Below are 20563 nucleotides of genomic sequence, written 5' to 3'. Positions count from 1 at the left end.
AATGGGTTTTGTTTTGTTAATGATTGGGGGTATTTTGGATAATCCGCCAGATATTCTGCTGTTTTTAGGAAGATTTCACCCAGTAGTGGTACATCTTCCCATAGGTTTCCTTATTATGGCCATTTTGATACAAATGGCTTCCCGCTGGCCCAAATACAAGCCTTTGGCTATTTACACCCCATTAGCATGGTTTATGGGAGCAGTAAGTGCAGTTGTGGCTGTAATTTTTGGTTATTTCCTATCCCTTAGTGGCGATTATGATGAGGATACCTTGTTTTATCATCAATGGGCTGGTATTGCAGTAATGTTTTTGTCCTTTGGGTGTTACTATATCAATAAAAAATGGAACAACTCCCTATCTGTTCCTAAATGGATCTTAGTTTTTTTAATCGGTTTTTTACTCATGTTCACAGGCCATTTGGGGGGTAACCTTACCCATGGTTCCACCTATTTATTGCAATATGCCCCCAATCCCGTTAGGAATATGGCCGGATTGCCTTCCAAGATGGAGCCACGTAAAAAAGTTGCCGTATTGGATTCTGCTGATGTGTTTCTGGATTTGGTATTGCCCATGATGCAATCCAAATGTGTTAGTTGTCATAACGAAGGGAAAAAGAAAGGAGGCCTTATGCTTACTTCCTATGAGATGATGATGCTTGGAGGTGAAAGTGATAACACCATTGTACCGGGCGATGCCCTGAAGAGTGAATTGGTACGAAGGATTACCTTACCTATGGAGCATGACGATTTTATGCCATCAGAGGGAAAACTGCCGTTGACGGACCAAGAAAAAGTGTTGATCAAATGGTGGATCAAGATGGGAGCACCGTCCAGCGGTTTTGTTACCCAATTGGATACAGAAAAATCACTCTCCTCTTTGGTAAGTAACTATCTTGGATTGGATAAGAACAATCTTTTTAATATTAAAATTCCTCCTCCCGATCGGGCTGTGGTCGATTCCTTAATAAGTCGTGGATTTGTAATCAATCCTTTGATGAAGGATAATTATTTTCTGGACGCCAATTACAGTTTGAGTGAATACACTCTTAAGGCTTCCGATATAGACGTTCTTTTAGGTCTAAAAGAGCATTTGGTTTGGTTAAACCTGGGTAATTCCAAGGTGAAGGACGCGTATCTCGAAAAAATCGGGTTATTACATAATTTGGTAAAGCTTGACCTCAAAGGAAATGAAATTACCGATGCGGGATTAAAAAGCTTGTCGCAGTTGGAGAATTTGGAATCGCTTAATCTTTATGGCACTAAAGTTTCAAAAGGTATTTTGGAGCTGGTGCCAAAACTCACCAAGCTTAAGACTATTTACCTGTGGCAGACCCAAGTGACAAAGACAGACATAATCCAATTAAAAAAAGAAAATCCGGGCCTTACCATTATTTATGAGCGGGAGTAATTTTGCTTCTCAAGGGTAATTTGTTCGTTTTTTTGGATGGTAAACTTCATAAATTTGTTTCGTTTTAAGGAATGATAATCCTGTTCGACTAAACTTTTCCAATTCACTTAAAAATATCTGGAAAATGGTGCAAAATAACGGCAAGAACATAGGAAACATAAAACTCTCTGTATTGGATTTGGTGCCTGTAGCCGAGGGGTCAACAGCACTGCAATCCATACAGAAAAGCTTGGAATTGGCTCAACATGTGGAAAATTTGGGTTTTGAGCGGTTTTGGATTTCCGAGCATCACAATATGGAAAGCTTGGTGAGTTCTGCCACACCAATTTTAATAGGACATATTGCCCAAGGTACCAAGACAATTAGGGTAGGCTCTGGAGGAGTTATGTTGCCCAATCATGCCCCTTTAATTGTGGCGGAACAATTTGGCACCTTGGAGACACTTTATCCAGGGAGAGTGGACCTGGGTTTGGGAAGAGCTCCGGGAACCGATCAACTAACGGCAAAAGCCTTAAGGAGGGATCGAACGGAAACTGTTCATGATTTTCCAAGGGATATAGTGGCCTTACAGACCTATTTTTCTAAAGAAAACAGTCATGCAGCGGTGCGGGCCATTCCTGGAGAAGGCCTGGAGATTCCAATATATTTACTAGGTTCAAGCACCTTTAGTGCGCAATTGGCGGGTGCAAAGGGATTGCCATATGCTTTTGCGAGTCATTTTGCACCAACCCATTTGTACGAGGCCCTTAGGCTTTACCATCAAAATTTTGAGGCTTCACTACAATGTAAGGCACCCTATACTATTGCCTGTGTAAATGTTATTGCTGCAGAAACGGACGAAAAGGCCAGATTCTTGGAGACCAGCCTTCAACAATTGGCCCTAGGAATTATAAGGAATACAAGAAGGCCTTTGCCACCGCCAGTAGAGAGTATGGATGGTATTTGGCAGGGGATGGAAAAAGCCCAAATACAACAAATGATGCACTATAGTTTTGTAGGATCAAGAGAAACTATAAAGGCACAGCTTACCGATTTTATTGAAGCAACCCGGGTCAATGAAATAATGGCGGTATCCCACATTTTTGATCATCAGGACCGTTTAAAGTCCTATGAAATTTTGAGTAGTCTACTAAGTGGGGAGTAATGTTCCTTTATAAGGTTTATTTATTCCTATGTTCATATTTCTGGCTTCATGAAGTGTGGATGACAAATTTTAGCTAATTTGTACTATTATAAGATTTGCCATATGTGTAAAAGGAAATTTTTTATTTTGTGCCTATGCGGGATAATGATGTCTTGCAAATCTGAAATACAAAGTCAGGAGAAAATGCTAAAGGTCAAAGAAATAGAATTTAAAGGACAAGCTGGTTTGGAACAGGTATCCCGACTTTTGGAAGAGCATGCTGAACTGCAGGCAATCGACTTAATAAATTGGGATCAATTCTCTTATCGGCCAAGTGTAGCATTTAGGATAGCACATAGCAACAATGCTATTTGGATAAAATATTACGTTAAGGAAAAAAACATTCTAGCCAGTGTTGGGGAAACCAATGGTCCTGTGGCCCGTGATAGTTGTGTGGAATTTTTTTTTGACCCTCTAGGGAATGGGGATTATTATAATTTTGAATTCAATTGTATAGGCACCGTCCATTTGGCTTATGGAGCAGGAAGAGGTCAGCGTCAATTTGTTGACCCAAATACTATAAAGAATTTGATTGAGGTACAAAGCTCCCTGGGATCTCAAACTTTTACGGAAAGGACGGGCCATTTTTCTTGGGAAATGACCATAATAATACCTGCTGAGATCCTCACCCATAATCCTGAAATTAAATTAAAGGGCTTAAAGAGCACTGCAAATTTTTATAAATGTGGCGATGCTACTTCCCAACGCCATTATTTGACCTGGAATCCGGTTGGAACCGAAAAGCCCGATTATCACAGACCCGAATTTTTTGGCAAACTGATTTTTCAATAAACAATAACAGGGTAATTCCAAGTCACTTCAGGAACAAGATATTTTAAAGGGATATTTTTTGTAATCCTTCAATAGAAATCGCACTTTTATTTCAATTGGACAATTTAATTGTTAAATATTGGCAATAAAATAGGTAGGTTTTCCAAAGTATTATTAAATTTAAGATGTGTTCGAACACATCTTATAAAGTTTAAGGCAGGAATTACATGCAGGCTGAATATATTATTATCGGGTAATACAACAATTCCAGTCCAAATCATACTTGGGGAATAATTGGTTTTGGTGAAAATTGCCCATGATGGAGAGTCAATCACAGGTTTATTAAATATACTATCAATGCCTATTTCCCCGTATTTCAAAAAACTAATTTTTTGTATTGCCCCGGTATTCTTATTGGTCCAATGTGAGCCACAACCAACTAACGGAGGCCTATTTTTACCTGAAGGTTTTAAGGCGGTGGTGGTCGTGGATAGTATAGAGGAAAGGGTTCGGCATATGGCTATGACGGACGATGGTATATTGTACGGCAAACTTAGAAACTCCAATGAAAAAGGGGGCATAGTTGCACTTCAAGATAAAAATAATGATGGCAGGGCCGAGGTAATAGAAAAATTTGGGGCGTACCGTACGCTTCAAAAATGGAGTTATTCTACGGCGATGAGAATCTATAATGGCTATTTATATTTTAGTTCTGAACTGGTTATTTATCGGTATAAATTAAAACCGGGAACTTTAATACCTGAAGGGGAAATGGAAATAGTCATGACCGATGACCATGAACATGGAAAGCACGAACATATAGGTAAGCCCATTGCTTTCGATAATAAAGGTAATATGTATGTTCCTTTTGGAGCCCCTTCCAATGCATGTCAAAACCCTAAAAGAACTCCGGGAGCCCCGGGAATGGATCCATGTCCACAATTGGAGGACCATGGCGGTGTCTGGCGTTTTGATGCCAACAAACTGGGACAGACCCAAAAGGATGGTTACAAATATGCCTCTGGGATACGCAGTGTTGTGGCAATGGATTGGAATTCTGAGGATGAAAATCTGTATATTGTAATGCACGGACGGGATGATTTGCTGAGATTATTTCCAAATATCTATTCCGGTTGGGAAAGTGCCTTGCTCCCTTCTGAAGAATTTATAAGAGTTACTGAAGGTTCAAATTTTGGATGGCCCTATTGTTATTATGACCAAATGCAGGAGAAAAAGGTGCTTGCTCCTGAATATGGGGGCGACGGAAACATAATTGGGAGATGTCAGGAATTTGATGACCCTATAATGGGCTTTCCTGGACACTGGGCACCAAACGATTTGGTTTTTTATGATGGGGATAAGCTCCCAGAGCGGTATAAAAATGGGGCATTTATAGCTTTTCATGGATCAACCAACAGAGCACCTTACCCACAATCCGGGTATTTTGTTGGATTTGTTCCTTTTAAGGACGGAAAGCCTTCCGGGGATTGGGAAGTTTTTGCCGATGGTTTTGCTGGGGTAGATCCCATCGTAAGTGTTAAAGATGCGGAGTATAGGCCTATGGGTATTGCGTTTGGACCCGACGACAGTATGTACATTTCCGATTCAGTAAAGGGAAGGATATGGAAGATAGTTTTTGAGGGTGACAAAAATAATTTTGGCAGGGAACAATTGGTGGAAATGGAAAAAAGAAAGCTATTGGCCCACATTAGAACGCCGGAAGAAACCAAGGATAATCTAATGGTGGGAGAATTTACGGGAGGTGAAAAGATTTATTATACTTATTGCAGTACCTGTCATCAACAGGATGGTAGAGGTGCCACGGGTAGATTTCCACCTTTGAATGGAACGGAATGGGTAATTGGTGACAAAGAGAGATTGATCAATATTATTTTAAATGGAATGGAAGGTTCCATGGAGGTGAACGGGGAGGTCTACAATGGGGTAATGCCACAACATAGTTTTTTGAGTGATGAAGAAGTGGCCGATGTCCTGACCTACATCAGGACCAATTTTGGGAATGATGCCGGGGAGATAAAAGCAGAAGAAGTAAAGAAGCTAAGAAGCAGTTTATAGAATTTATATGCGAGGTGTTTATATCAACTAATATTTTTAAAAAATGAAAAATATACTAAAAAATCGGATTTGGGTTATTATTCTATTGCTTGCGGCAACTATTTCCTTGAGCGCACAGGACTACGACATTTTAATTAAGGGTGGGCATGTGGTCGATACAAAAAATAATTTGGACCAAGTTATGGATGTAGCCATAAAGGATGGTAAAATCGCAAAAGTCGATTCCAAAATTCCAGAAAACCAGGCCAAAACGGTGATAGATGCAAAGGGGTTAATAGTGGCTCCCGGACTTCTTGATATTCATGGGCACAATTTTTTTGGGACCGAGGAGGATGCGTATTTAAGTAATAGTTTTACTGCCTTGCCCCCTGATGGATTTACCTTTAGAAGTGGGGTCACCACTATTGTGGATGTAGGTGGAGCCGGATGGAAGAATTTTAAAACGTTCAAGGCACAGACGATCGATAAATCCAAAACAAGGGTATTGTCCTTCTTGAACATTATAGGGTCGGGCATGAAGGGAGGTGCCATTGAGCAAAATATAGAGGATATGAACCCTAAAATGACGGCTTATGTTGCCTCACAGCACAAGGGAACCATAGTAGGGGTAAAATTGGCCCATTATAGCGGTTTTGATTGGGAACCCGTAAATAGGGTGGTTTCAGCGGGTACCATGGCCGATATCCCAGTTATGATCGATTTTGGAGGTAGTGAACCCGAGTTGTCCTTGGAAACATTGCTTATGGAAAAGCTTCGTCCTGGGGACATCTTTACCCATGCCTATGCCCATGTAAAAGGAAGAACTCCTGTAGTGGATGAAAATGGGAAGGTAAGCAAGTATGTCATTGACGCCCAAAAACGTGGGATTATTTTTGATGTGGGCCATGGCGGTGGCAGCTTTGTATTTGCGCAAGCCATTCCGGCCATAAAACAGGGTTTTTTACCTAATTCCATAAGCACGGATCTGCATACGGGAAGTATGAACGGGGGAATGAAGGATATGCTCAATATTATGTCGAAGTTCATCAATATGGGGTTGACCCCAAAACAGGTAATCGAGTGTGCGACTTGGAATCCTGCCCAATATATTAAACGTACGGATTTGGGACATTTAACGGTCGGAGCTGTGGCGGACCTAACAATTCTAAACCTAAGAAAGGGGAACTTTGGGTTTATTGATACACAGGGGAAAAAAATGATGGGCGATCAAAAATTGGAATGTGAGCTAACCCTAAGGGAGGGAGATGTGGTCTGGGATCTTAATGGTATTTCCAGGCCTATATGGAATGCGAAGTAAACCTGTTTAAAGGCAATTGCTTACGGGAAATGAATTTGATTAATCTATAAAATATGAATTATGCTTAGTAGGAGAAAATTATTGAAAACCTTATCCAGTGTTCCTGTGGTGGGCGGATTGGTAGGTACTGGACTTTTAACGCCACAATTACTTGGTGCTGCAGTAACCCAACCGGCAAAACGAAATTTTTTCAAGGAGCTGGGTATACGAACATTTATCAATGCAGCGGGAACCTATACATCTATGACAGGTTCTCTAATGTCCGAAGAGGTTACTTCGGCAATTGTTTTTGGCGCAACGGAATATGTAGATTTGGATGACCTTCAGGACAAGGTTGGTGAACGAATTGCAGAATTGTTAGAGTGCGAATATGCCACTGTTTCTTCTGGTGCCTTCGGGGCCATGTCCATTGGGCTTGCAGGGGTAATTTCCGGAATGGATTCCGAAATAGCTGCCCAACTTCCTGATACTACCGGACTAAAGCACGAAGTAATAATTCAGGAAGGCCATAATATTGGGTATACCCATGCCCTTTTAAACGTTGGTGCCAAACTAGTGGTGGTAAAAACAGCCAAGGAGATGGAGAAGGCCATTAATAAAAACACGGCAATGCTCTGGTTTTTGAATGCCAATACGGACAATGGTGAGATTAAATATGATGAATTTTTAGCTATTGGGAAAAAACACAATATTCCGACTTTTATAGATTGTGCCGCGGACGTACCCCCAGTGGAGAACTTATTTAAATTTACCAAGATGGGGTTCGATTTAGTGGCATTTTCAGGAGGAAAAGGAATTAGAGGACCTCAAAGTGCTGGATTGTTATTGGGCAAAAAAGACCTTGTTAAAGCGGCTAGGATACATACTCCACCGCGTGGAAGCACTATTGGTAGGGGGATGAAAGTAAACAAGGAAGAGGTTTTGGGGATGCTGGTGGCCCTGGAAATGTATTTGGCCAAAGATCATGAAAAGGAATGGGAGCTATGGGAAAATCAAATCAAATTAATTAGCGACAGTGCCTTATCCGTAAAAGGGGTGCAGACAGAAATACATGTGCCACCTTATGCCAACCACGTTCCTTCCCTACGTATTAAATGGGATAGCAATTTGGTTAAGATTAGTCCAGAGGAAGCCAGGAAAAAGTTAATGGAAGGTCACCCTGCCATAGCTACTGTGGGCGACAAGGAAACTATAGGCATAACTACATGGATGATGGATCCGGGTCAGGAAAGAATAGTCGCCAAACGCATTAAGGAAGTGTTGGAAAATGTGTAATTAGTTATTAATAGAAATTAGTTTTAAAAGCAAGCGTATGAATTTTAAGTATTTTTTAGTCCCATTAATAGCCTTTATAACCATTTCCTGCAATACAAAAAAAGAAGATGTGGAGGCGGCAGTTAATATTGAAACCCCAACGATTCCGGCCGATTACAATCCAGAGGAAAAACTTAAGGAACTGGGCATAACCTTAATGGAAGCCAGTGCTCCTGTAGCCAATTATGTAAATGCCGTTCGCTCTGGAAATCTCATCTTTCTCTCCGGAAAAGGCCCTTTGCAAGCCAATGGCGAAAATATTGAGGGCAAGGTCGGGACAGATCTAACGATAGAGGAGGGTTATGAGGCCGCACGAATTACGGGGATTAATCAATTATCGGTCTTAAAATCGGAATTGGGAAATTTAAATAAGGTAGTTAGGGTGGTCAAGGTTTTGGGTATGGTAAATGCAGGACCGGATTTTCCCGATCATCCCAAGGTGATCAATGGATATTCGGATTTGATGGTGGCGGTATTTGGTGAAAGGGGAAAACATGCCCGCGCTGCCGTAGGTATGGGGTCCCTTCCCGGGAATATAGCAGTGGAGATCGAAATGATAGTGGAGGTAATGCCAGATTGAATTTGATGCCAAATATTATATATACCTTCCTTTCTACCATCAAAAAGTAAACCGCCGAGGACGCTGGTCAACAGCCGTTGGATTTCCATGTAGGACCCGAAAAGCGATATTCCTTTTGTAACCAACCAACCAACTATGAATGAAAATGAATTCCCCCTCCAAAGCTGTGAAGGGGAATATTGTTATATTTATCAGTGAAACTCAATTTTGAGAAGTCAGTAAGACGCACTGAAAATTGTAAGTTGAACTAATCCCGCCTTTTTCGGTGGGATCTAGGTTCAATACCTCGACCCTTGGGTCGATTCCTATTATTGGGTTCAGGGCCTGCCTTTGTCGGCAGACAGGCTTGCCCTGAGGTTTAATACCTTTTATGATAGTTTTTGGAAAAGTCCGCAACTAAGGCTGGGCTATACCCAAATTTAAAATCTTTAACAGTTGAAAAAACTCCTAATCAAAAATATGGTCTGTGATAGATGTAAAACCCTTTTGGCACAGGAGTTTGCCAAGGCTGGGATTTCAATTGTATCTATTAAATTAGGAGAGATCGTTTATGGGGAAAGCGTTGATAATGATGATGAAAAAATAGAAGGTATATTGAAAAATAACGGTTTCGAATTGGTTAAGGATACAGCTGATATGATCATTGAAAACATTAAGATCCAACTAATTAATACGATCAATAATGGAGAAAATGATATAGTAGGGAACATGTCCACCTTCTTGTCCGAAAAACTGAATAAAGATTACTCTATCCTTAGTAAAATGTTTAGTAAAAAGGAAGGAGTGACTATTGAGAAATACTACATCGATCTAAAAATTGAACGGGCCAAGGAACTCATCCAAATGAACGAACTCAATTTTTCTGAAATTGGTTATGCCTTAAATTACCGGAACAGTAGCCATTTAGCCTCGCAGTTTAAGTCGGTCACCGGCATGTCTATGGGAGAGTACAAAAAATTACAACAATGGGATAGAAAACCGCTGGACAAAATTATGTAAAGAATCTCCATAATTCTTAAAAGTGTTCCGTGTCGATATGACTATTTTTACTTACGAATTAAAAATGCTTGGAGATGAGACACACTTATAAGATACACGGTATGACCTGCAATGGATGTAGGTCGCATGTTGAGAATACCATAAAAGCAGTGGAAGGCGTTACCCACGCAACGGTAGATCTGGAAAAGGCCGAAGCTATCATTGAAATGGACGGGCATATACCTCTATCCACATTTAAAAAGGCCTTGGAAGATGATGGCGGTGCCTATGGTATTTCTATGCCAGGGGAAGAACACGAGCATCATTCCCCTAAAAAACAAAAGTCTAGTGGGTCCGGGACAGGAACGTTTTATTGTCCCATGCATTGTGAGGGGGATAAAACCTATGATCAGCCAGGGGATTGTCCGGTTTGTGGAATGGATCTGGTGGAAGAGGTAAAAATGAATGTCAATGACGGGACGCAATACACCTGTCCCATGCACCCTGAGATTATTGAGGATAAACCAGGATCCTGTCCTATCTGTGGAATGGACTTGGTGCCAATAAAGGCAGATATTTCCGCAGAGGAGAAAAACTATAAAAAATTATTGAAGAAGTTTTGGTTAGCCCTTGCCTTTACGTTGCCAATTTTTATTATTGCCATGTCCGAGATGGTTCCCGATAACCCATTGTATACTATTTTGGATATGAAATATTGGAACTGGATCCAGTTTGGATTGTCCATTCCCGTGGTATTTTATGCAACTTGGATGTTTTTTGAGAGGGCTTATCGCTCAATAATGACATGGAATTTAAACATGTTTACCCTTATTGGGATTGGCTCTAGCGTTGCTTGGTTATTTAGTGTGTTCGGGATGCTTTTTCCGGATATTTTCCCTTCCCAATTTAAAACCCATCACGGTACAGTACATGTTTATTTTGAGGCCGCTACGGTAATATTGACCCTAGTTTTATTGGGGCAACTTTTGGAGGCCCGGGCCCATAGCAAGACCAACAATGCAGTGAAGGAGCTGTTGAAACTTGCACCCAATAAGGCCATTAAAATGGTGGATGGGAAAGAAGAAGTCATTGCCATCGATAAAATTAAAATTGGGGATTTGCTCAGGGTTAAGCCGGGGGATAAAATTCCTGTAGATGGGGTCATTCATGAGGGAATGAGCTCAGTGGACGAATCCATGATTACAGGAGAACCTATACCAGTAGATAAAAAGGAAGGCGACCAAGTAAGTTCCGGAACTATAAACGGAAATCAATCCTTTGTGATGAAAGCGGAAAAAGTGGGCTCGGACACTTTGCTGGCACAAATAATTGATTTGGTCAATAAGGCAAGTCGCAGTCAGGCCCCCATTCAGAAATTGGCGGATAGGATTTCAGGTTATTTTGTTCCTGTGGTGGTATTGGTTTCTGTAATTACTTTTATTGTTTGGGCTGTTTTTGGTCCCGAACCCAAATATGTCTATGCCCTGGTAAATGCTATTGCGGTATTGATCATAGCCTGTCCCTGTGCCTTGGGCTTGGCCACACCAATGTCTGTTATGGTAGGAATAGGTAAAGGGGCCCAATCCGGGGTGCTGGTCAAAAATGCAGAGGCTTTGGAAAAAATGAATAAAATTGATACTCTAATTATTGATAAGACAGGAACAATTACAGCAGGAAAGCCATCCGTGGAAAAAGTCGTGGTCACCTCGGACGAATACTCTGGGAAAGAAGTGTTGCAATACATTGTATCACTCAATCAAATGAGCAAACATCCCTTGGCGGAGGCAACGGTTGCATACGGGAAGGAACAAGGAGCGGAAATATTGAAGGTGTCGGAATTTAATTCGGTCACCGGGAAGGGCGTAACCGGAATTATCGAAGGGAAAAAGCTGGCATTGGGCAATGAAAGAATGATGGAGGAAGTCAAGGCCACAATGTCGGAGGCGCTTATCAATAAGGTTAAATCACAGCAGCAGCTTGGCAAAACGGTTTCCATGATTTCAGTGGATGGTACTGCGGTTGGATTTGTTGTGATTACAGACAAAATAAAAGAAACAAGCAAAAAGGCCATTTCAGAACTGCAATCTTTGGGAATATCCGTAATAATGTTGACAGGTGACAACTATGATACGGCAAAGGCTGTGGCCGGGGAACTAGATCTTACCAAGTTCAAAGCTGGGATGCTTCCTCAGGACAAGCTGAATGAAGTGGAAAGCTTACAGGAACAGGGCAAAAAAGTGGCGGTGGCAGGCGATGGCATAAACGACGCACCGGCCTTGGCAAAGAGCGAGGTTGGGATTGCCATGGGAACAGGCACCGATGTCGCTATTGAAAGTGCCTCCATTACTTTGGTAAAGGGAGATTTACAGGGAATTGTAAAAGCTAGGAACCTAAGTGTAAAGGTGATGGGAAATATTAAACAAAACCTATTTTTTGCACTGGTATATAATACGCTTGGTGTCCCCATTGCAGCTGGTGTTCTATATCCATTTTTCGGACTACTATTATCACCCATGATAGCCGCTTTGGCCATGAGTTTTAGTTCGGTTTCCGTAATTGCGAATGCCCTGAGATTGCGAAATGCGGATATTTCTTGATTCGGCACCTTCCTGAAAATTGACAAAATATACCATGGTTTATTATTTTAATCTTTACATAACGATCTAATAACTTTAAAAAATTCATTTAAACTTAAAAAGGGGGGAATATTGTCTTTTAATATTTATCTTTTGAGAACTTTTACACCAAACTGCCATCATTTTTGAAGCTAGTAAAAAAAGATATTTCGTTTTTGCTGTATGGGGCATTTGCCTCCTTTGGCACTTATTTTTGCATGTATGCCTTTCGTAAGCCTTTTACAGTAGCCACGTTTGAGGATCTTTCTTTTGCTGGGGTCGATTACAAGATAATCTTGATTATAGCCCAGGTTATGGGCTATATGCTTTCTAAATTTATAGGTATCAAAGTAATTTCCGAGCTTCAGCCCAACAAGAGAATATATTATCTTTTGGGCTTAATTCTTGCAGCTGAAGTAAGTCTACTTTTGTTCGCCATAACTCCTGCCCCCTATAATTTTATATTTATGTTTTTAAATGGACTTCCGTTGGGGATGGTCTGGGGAATTGTATTTTCATATTTGGAAGGTAGAAAGTTTACCGAATTTTTGGGTGTGGCTTTGTGCTCCAGCTTTATTGTATCCAGTGGAGCGGTAAAATCTGTTGGTCTTTTGGTTATGGAAAACTTGCAGGTGTCCCAATTTTGGATGCCATCTGTTACTGGAGCTGTTTTTTTGGCTCCTTTTGTGTTTTTTGCCTGGTTATTGAATAGAATGCCCCAACCTACAGAGGAGGATAAGGAACTTAGAACAGAACGGCAGCCTATGACAGGAAAGGATAGGAAAAGGGTTTTTCTTGCGTTCTTGTTCCCGATTATAATTTTGGTTTTTTTCTACACTTTTTTAACGGCATTGCGCGATTTCAGGGATAATTTTTCCAGGGAGATCTGGGATGCCTTAGGTTTTGAGGGAGATGCCGCCATATATACCATATCGGAACTGCCTATCGCCATATTGGTACTGGTTATCATAGGTTTTTTGGGAGTGATCAAAAGCAATTATAAGGCTTTTGTCTCCTATCATTACCTATTACTTTTTGGCACTATTGCCATTGGTCTTTCTACCTTGTTGTTTCAAATGGATTTAATTTCGCCTATTCTTTGGATGATCAGTGTTGGTTTTGGACTCTATATATGCTATGTGCCTTTTAACTGTATTTTTTTCGATCGCATGATAGCCACTTTCCGTATAAAGGGCAATGCAGGATACCTAATATATATTGCGGATGCTTTCGGTTATTTGGGCAGTATGGGTGTTCTGCTTTATAAGAATTTTGGTCAGAGCTCGCTTTCTTGGCTCAATTTCTTTATGGCCAGCACTTATTTAATCGCCGTTTTGGGGTCTATTATTACTTTAGTTTCACTTTTCTACTTTAAAAGGAAATACAAGAAGAATTTATTGGTGGAAAAGTCGGAAATACACTTGGTAGAGGTTTAAATTTTCTACTGTTTATTCCCCGTCATCACTCCTTAAATTTCTTTTAGGGTTGCACTTTTCTTGTCTCATTTGCGACCTTAACGTTGTTTTAACAATTAAGCACATTTCATTGCAATCTTTTAATATTAATTGAGGGTTTAGTTAACCTGTGCCAGGGATATTTGCGCTCACTAAATAATTAAAAAATCACAAACTAAAAAGAATGAACAAAACAAGTATTGTTATGATATTTGCCTTTTTTGCATTTATCATGGGCCATTCCCAGGGAGTATTTACGGGAACGGTTTTGGATGAAAACAATGCGCCTTTACCAGGGGCATCGGTGGTCATTAAAGGTAGTGCCAAGGGTGTGGCTACCGATTTTGACGGAAATTTTCAAATTGAATTAAATTCGGCAAGCGATATCCTCCTCGTTTCCTATATAGGATATATTCCCATTGAATTTGCCACTTCTGGCAAAACATCAGCGGAAATAGTACTTCTTCCCGATTCGGAAAAATTGAATGAAGTGGTAGTAACGGCTTTGGGGATTACCAGAGCAGAGAAAAAGATTGGTTATGCCACCCAAAAAATGGATGTGGAGATTATAGAGGAAATAAATGCTCCCAATGTGGGAAATTTATTTACTGGTCAGGTGGCAGGCCTAAATGTTAGCAATCCCACCGGGCTATTTCAAAAGCCTTCATTTTCCCTAAGGGGCAAATCGCCCTTGATCGTAATTGATGGGATACCTGTGGAGACCGATTTTTATGATGTTTCTGCCAATAATATTGCCAATGTAAACGTCTTAAAAGGAACTACGGCTTCTGCACTCTATGGATCTAGGGGTAGAAATGGTGCTATATTGATAACAACAAAGAATGCCAATGTAGATGGATTGGAAATTTCTGTTTCCCATAATACAATGGTATCTGCGGGCTTCACAGTTTTTCCGGAAACCCAGACAGAATATGGTAATGGATCCAATGGTAAATATGAATTCTGGGACGGTAAGGACGGAGGTATTTCTGATGGGGATATGATCTGGGGTCCCAAGTTTGAACCTGGGGTTTTGGTCTCCCAATGGAACAGTCCCATATTGGATAACGTTACTGGGGAAACCATTCCCTGGTGGGGGGATGTTTATGGCACCCAATATGACGATAAATCCCGTTATTCCAGAGTGCCTACTCCATGGGAATATCACAATAATTTAAAAGATTTTATGGGTACCGGGTATATTTCAAGTACGGATTTTTCCATATCGAGCAAATCCGAAAAAGGGTCTTTCCGTTTGTCTGGAAATTATTCCGACCAAAAAGACAGGGTTCCCAATTCCGGTCTAAAAACAGGAGGATTAACTTTTAAGTCTACCACCAACCTTTCCAAATCTCTTACGTTGGATAGTAAATTGTCCTATAATAAGGTGTATTCCCCAAACTATCCAAGACACGGCTACGGACCAAAGAACCACATGTATACCATACTTATCTGGATGGGAGACGATGTTGACGGTCAGGACTTAAAAGAGCACATGTACGTTCCAGGTCAGGAAGGATACAGACAGGCCAACTTTAATTATGCCTGGTACAACAACGTGTACTTTGCGGCCAATGAACTGAACCAGAAATACGATGCGGATCTTATCAATGCCCAGATGGTACTTAAGTATAATATAGCCGAAGGCCTAAATCTACAGGGAAGGGGTTCAGCCGTTATACAGGATATTTTTGAGGATAGACAAAGTCCCAAGACTTATTTAAATTATGGCGATGCCAGGGAAGGTGATTATAAGACCTGGAATTCCAAGAGACTGACCGTAGATTATGATATTTTGGCTTCCTACACCAAATCTTTGACCGAGGATATCTCCTTCGACGTCAATGCCGGTGCTTCTGCCTTTTACAGAAAATATCAGCAGGAATACAATTCTACAGATGGTCTTGTGGTACCTTTTGTGTATAGTCTTAACAACACAAGTGGCAATGTGGCCGCAACTACTTATGTTCAGGAAAGGGCAACCAATAGTGTCTATGCCACTTTGGGATTGGATCTATATAATGCAGTGTTTTTAACAGCCGCTGCTAGAAACGACTGGTCTTCTACATTGCCAAAGGAAAATCGTTCCTATTTCTACCCATCAGTTTCTTTGAGTACGGTGGTATCCAATTTTGTAACTATGCCCGAGGCTGTGGATTATTTAAAGCTTTACGGCTCATGGGCACAGGTTTCCAGTGATTTGAACCCTTATAGCACAGAGTCTTATTATACCAATAGCGGGGTTTTTGGAGGCAATATTAAATTGCAGTACCCTAATGGTCTTGTAAATGCCAATATAGAGCCCGAAAGTTCCAATTCGTTCGAGCTTGGTCTAAGTTCTGCCTTTTTAAAGAATAGGCTTGCACTGGACCTTACTTATTATAATGTGGTAGATACTAACCAGATTATAGATCTGCCAATTTCAAACACATCAGGATTTGAAAATAGAAAGGTAAATGGTAACGAATATACTACCAATGGCCTGGAAGTGGTACTTAATGCCAAACCTATCCTTACTGATGACTTTAGTTGGAATGTAACTGCCAACTGGAGCAGAAAGGTTCAGAAAATCACGGAAATATATGGGAACAATACCACGTATAATAATCTAAGGCTGAACGATAGGGCAGATAGCTACTATGCAACTGTGTGGCAGAAGTCTGCGGATGGAGATCTGATCCTGGGAGCTAACGGATTGCCAATTAGGGATAATTTCCCACAGCTTTTGGGGCATAACGATCAGGATTGGACCCTTGGACTTCAGAATAGCTTTAAGTATAAGAACCTCACCGTAAACGTTGGGATAGACGGTGGATGGGGCGGTCTAATCCGTTCCTTGACCGTTGAAAAAATGTGGTGGGGCGGTAAGCACCCCAATTCTACCGAATATAGGGATGCGGAGTATGCCGCCGGTGTACCAGTGTATGTACCGGAAGGGGTACAGGTTACAGGGGGAGACCTGGTGCAGGACGTAAATGGGGATGTAATTTCCGATACTAGGACGTACACCCAGAATACTACTGCAGTAAGCTGGCAGACCTGGTCACAGAACTATCCGTACAGGGCTGCTGTGACCTATAAGGAAAGTGAGAAATTTGCGAATATTTTCGATCGAAGCTTCTTTAAATTAAGAACACTTTCCTTTAATTATGATTTCACCGAACTGGCCAATATCAATGGTGTAAAAAATCTTGATGTAACCCTTAGCGGCTATAATTTATTGGTATGGAAGAAGGCAGATATCATTGATCCGGATTTTGGGAACGACAATAATTTACAGGATCCTTCCACTAGATACATTGGTATAGGCGTTAATGTTAAATTTTAGTAAAAGACACAAAATGAAGAAAATAGGAATTTTATTTAGCCTAACGGTATTGATGGCCCTTACTGGCTGTCAAGATCTTACAGAATTGAACGACAACCCTAACAATGTCAGTGAAACGCACCCACAATTGTTATTGACCAATATTGCAAGCAATGCCTTTGAGGTCGATGGTACTGGTGCCTTATACGCCTCGCGTATATTGGTGCAGACCGATGGGGAGAACAGTGGTCAATATTACAACTGGGACCGTGCCAGCTTTGACGACTATAATATGTTGGGAGAGGTCACCAAAATGATGCAGGAGGCAGAACGTATAGAAAGTGATGAATATATTGCCTTATCCAAATTCTTTAGGGCATTTTACTTCTATAACCTGACCCTTACATTTGGCGACATTCCTTATAGCGAAGCCCTTAAAGGTGAAACAGAGGAGCAGTATTTGCCCAAGTATGATAGCCAAAAGGAAGTTTTTGTTGGGATATTAAGGGAATTGTCGGAAGCCAATGATCTTCTGGAGGGGAATACCAACATTATTGCCGGGGATATTATTTTTGGTGGTAATACTACCAAATGGCAAAAATTGGTCAATTCCTTTAGATTAAAGGTTCTTATGACCCTTTCCAAAAAGGTTGGCGATGCCGACTTGAGCGTAATAAGTTCCTTTGCCAGTATATACAATAATGAGCCTATAATGGTGTCTAACGAGGACAATGGCCAGTTGACCTTCTTGGACGAGGAAGGAAGCAGGTATACGGAATTCAACTCCAGTGGTTATGGATCGGGAATGTATATGTCCTCAACTTTTATCGAAATGCTTCAGGACAGACAGGATCCTAGGTTGTTCATTTATTGCGGACAGACCAAAAATGCCAAGGAAGCAGGATTGGCTATTGATGATTTTATGGCCTATGAAGGTGGAGATCCCTTAGCGCCTTATGCAGAGGTTAATGACAAGGCTGCAGCAGGTGATGTCTCCAAGGTAAACCTGCGATATACTACAGACCCTACTACCGAGCCCCACAACCTAATGGGATATTGGGAATTGGAGTTTATTTTGGCCGAAGCATCCGTTCGTGGATGGATTGCTACTGACGCAAAGGAACATTATGAAAATGGAGTTAAAGCTTCTTTCGATTTTTATAATACATATGCCAAGAACTTTGAAACTTATGTAGAGTCTTCGGATGCAGACACCTATCTTTTGGGAGCAGAGGTGGCATTTGATAACAGCTTGACCACTGACGAAAAGTTGGAGCTTATTTTGACGCAGAAATATTTTACTTCCTTTTTGCAAACAGGCTGGAGGGCATATTTTGATCATTTAAGGACAGGTTATCCAGCATTTGCACAATTACCTGGGGCCACACCTCCTACCCGATGGATTTACCCTAATTCTGAGTACAACAACAATTCTGCAAATGTAGCTGCAGCAATTGAAAGACAGTTTGGGGCTGGGAACGATAAGATTCGTGAAATAACTTGGTGGTTGGAATAATTTTCGGCACCAAAAAGGATTTTGGGAGCATATTGCCGATAATGATCCGCAATACAAAACCTAAGCCCATATATAATTTGTTCAAGGCCACAGTGGAAAACCACTGTGGCTTTGCCTTTTTAGGTAACCAAGTAAGGGGAATTATAAGGGGAGGGAGGATGCTTTGTATGTTGATGACCATTATAAATATTATATAGAAATTATAGTTATAGTTACAAAAATTTAATATTATTAACTATTTAACTTAACTTAGTCACATGATATTTACGCTTCTTCATTAATCAAAAATTAAAACCAATCAAAATGAGCAAAGCCAATTTTGTATTTAAAAGCACCATGATTTCGGTTATTTCAGGCATCTTGCGAAAAGTTTTAGCCAAAGAAATATTGCTAAAAACAATTGCATTTATGATTATTTCCGGTTCATTTTGGTCCTGTGCCAAAAAGGAACATGAAAATTCCCCTATAGTAAAGCATGTTGTGGTTATTGGTTTTGACGGATTAAGCCCCGATGGACTCAAAAAAGCAACAACTCCGACCTTTGATAAGATAATAAGTGAAGGGGCTTCAAGCATGCACGCCAGGGCGGTTCTGCCAACCAGTTCCAGTACCAACTGGGCTTCCATGATTATGGGTGCGGGGCCGGAGCAGCATGGAATTACTTCAAATAGCTGGGAGAAAAACAATTTTGTTTTGCCTACAATTATTCAAAGTGAGGATTTTCTTTTTCCCAGCATCTTTCAATTGATAGATGACCAAAAGGAAAATGCGGAAATTGGAGCTATTTATCATTGGACCGGGTTTGGACGGTTGTTCGAGAAAGGTGCCGTGGATTATGACATAAGTCCGGATTCCGAGGATGAAACAGCAGCCTTGGCAAGTGCTTATATAAAAGACAAAAAGCCCACCTTCACTTTTATCCATTTTGATCATGTGGATCACGGCGGACATGAATATGGTCACGGAAGTCCTGAATACTATAAATCCGTGGAAAAGGCGGACGCCATGCTGGCAGAAGTAATGGCAGCTATCAAGGCATCCGGAATGGCAGATGAAACATTGGTTATTATAAGTGCAGATCATGGTGGATTGGGCAAAGGGCACGGAGGGGAATCTTTACAGGAAATAGAAATTCCTTTTATCCTTTGGGGAAAATCGGTCAAGAAGAACCATGTGCTTAAATATCCAGTATATCAGTACGACAATGCAGCTACGGTCGCCTTTGCTTTGGGGATAAAAACACCTATGGCCTGGATTGGAAAACCCGTAAAGAATGCTTTTGAGGGATATGAACTTAGTGATGATTATCCAATTACGGAAAGGGTTGAAGAACCTGTCATTTTACCTGTAGCCACACTCAATAAAAAGGCTGGTGGCCTATTCGATGACACCGCCAACATCATTATTGAAAATACAAATGGTGCTGGTGAGATAAGGTATACCTTGGATGGTACCATGCCCAATGCAAATTCCACCTTATACACAGAGGCCGTCAGGACAACCGAAAATGTTGTTGTTAAAAGTGCTATTTTTAGAAATGGGAAAATTGCCAGTACAGTCTCGGAGGCCTTTTTTAGAATAAAAAATAAGACAATGGCGCCGCCCATATCTTATGAGGTATTTTATTTGGAAAACTTGACCAGCATTCCAAGCCTGGAAAATAAAAGACCGGATGCTAAGGGAACTTGTTTCGAAATTACTTCCGATGAGGTAAAGGAAGAAATTAGAAGCAGTACAGTGGTAAGATTTAGCACCAGCATTCAGGTTGAAAAGGAAGATAGGTTTACCTTTTATACCAATTCTGACGATGGAAGTAAATTATGGGTAAATAATGAATTGGTAGTGGACAATGATGGGGACCATGGGGTAATTGAAAAGAATGGCGGTATTACCCTGCAGCCGGGGACCTACCCCTTACAAGTGGTATGGTTTAATGGTGGTGGAAGTGGATGGTTGAATGTGGATTATCAAACTACGACCACTCCTAAACAAGTATTACCTTCTACAATTTTAAAGTAATTGGAAATAGTAGAAAAAAAATAGTCAATGAAGCTTATTATTTAT

At 40.8% G+C, this 20563-nt stretch carries 13 protein-coding genes; all 13 read left to right on the top strand.

The window, feature by feature from the left end; translation table 11 throughout:
* Window position 1: 1 nt before the first annotated feature.
* A complete protein-coding gene (locus tag U735_RS0122450) occupies window positions 2-1408 on the top strand; it encodes a c-type cytochrome domain-containing protein (protein ID WP_031445967.1) in 1407 nt (468 codons plus the stop codon).
* 124 nt (window positions 1409-1532) lie between these two features.
* Complete coding sequence (locus U735_RS0122445; protein ID WP_031445966.1) at window positions 1533-2552, top strand: LLM class flavin-dependent oxidoreductase; 1020 nt, start codon at window positions 1533-1535, stop codon at window positions 2550-2552.
* A 183-nt stretch (window positions 2553-2735) separates the two neighbouring features.
* Complete coding sequence (locus U735_RS0122440) at window positions 2736-3383, top strand: carbohydrate-binding family 9-like protein (protein ID WP_031445965.1); 648 nt, start codon at window positions 2736-2738, stop codon at window positions 3381-3383.
* Window positions 3384-3719: 336 nt separating this feature from the next.
* Window positions 3720-5438, top strand: coding sequence for a PQQ-dependent sugar dehydrogenase (locus U735_RS0122430; RefSeq protein WP_051892294.1), 1719 nt, complete (start codon window positions 3720-3722; stop codon window positions 5436-5438).
* Window positions 5439-5481: 43 nt separating this feature from the next.
* The gene (locus tag U735_RS0122425; RefSeq protein ID WP_031445962.1) at window positions 5482-6735 is read left to right on the top strand and encodes an amidohydrolase/deacetylase family metallohydrolase; all 1254 of its coding nucleotides are present in this window, start codon (window positions 5482-5484) and stop codon (window positions 6733-6735) included.
* A gap of 60 nt (window positions 6736-6795) precedes the next feature.
* Entirely contained in the window at window positions 6796-8010 is a 1215-nt protein-coding gene (locus U735_RS0122420) for an aminotransferase class V-fold PLP-dependent enzyme (RefSeq protein WP_031445961.1), read from the top strand.
* A gap of 37 nt (window positions 8011-8047) precedes the next feature.
* Window positions 8048-8629, top strand: a complete 582-nt coding sequence (locus tag U735_RS0122415) for a RidA family protein (RefSeq protein WP_031445960.1) — start codon at window positions 8048-8050, stop codon at window positions 8627-8629.
* 435 nt (window positions 8630-9064) lie between these two features.
* On the top strand, window positions 9065-9628 hold the full coding sequence (locus U735_RS0122410; RefSeq protein WP_232233314.1) for a helix-turn-helix domain-containing protein: 564 nt from the start codon (window positions 9065-9067) through the stop codon (window positions 9626-9628).
* A 74-nt stretch (window positions 9629-9702) separates the two neighbouring features.
* Window positions 9703-12204 (top strand): heavy metal translocating P-type ATPase, encoded by a 2502-nt coding sequence (locus U735_RS0122405; RefSeq protein ID WP_031445958.1) that lies wholly within the window; start codon window positions 9703-9705, stop codon window positions 12202-12204.
* 164 nt (window positions 12205-12368) lie between these two features.
* A complete protein-coding gene (locus U735_RS0122400; protein ID WP_031445957.1) occupies window positions 12369-13658 on the top strand; it encodes a DUF5690 family protein in 1290 nt (429 codons plus the stop codon).
* A 202-nt stretch (window positions 13659-13860) separates the two neighbouring features.
* The gene (locus U735_RS0122395; protein WP_031445956.1) at window positions 13861-17004 is read left to right on the top strand and encodes a SusC/RagA family TonB-linked outer membrane protein; all 3144 of its coding nucleotides are present in this window, start codon (window positions 13861-13863) and stop codon (window positions 17002-17004) included.
* A gap of 13 nt (window positions 17005-17017) precedes the next feature.
* Complete coding sequence (locus tag U735_RS0122390; protein WP_031445955.1) at window positions 17018-18499, top strand: SusD/RagB family nutrient-binding outer membrane lipoprotein; 1482 nt, start codon at window positions 17018-17020, stop codon at window positions 18497-18499.
* A 303-nt stretch (window positions 18500-18802) separates the two neighbouring features.
* On the top strand, window positions 18803-20518 hold the full coding sequence (locus U735_RS0122380) for an alkaline phosphatase family protein (protein WP_051892293.1): 1716 nt from the start codon (window positions 18803-18805) through the stop codon (window positions 20516-20518).
* Window positions 20519-20563 lie beyond the last annotated feature (45 nt).

Origin of the sequence: Arenibacter algicola (assembly GCF_000733925.1) — a bacterium.
In the GTDB taxonomy this organism is placed as follows: Bacteria; Bacteroidota; Bacteroidia; order Flavobacteriales; family Flavobacteriaceae; genus Arenibacter; species Arenibacter algicola.
The sequence above is the reverse complement of the archived record's forward strand: the minus strand, read 5'-3'. Positions and strand labels throughout refer to the sequence as shown.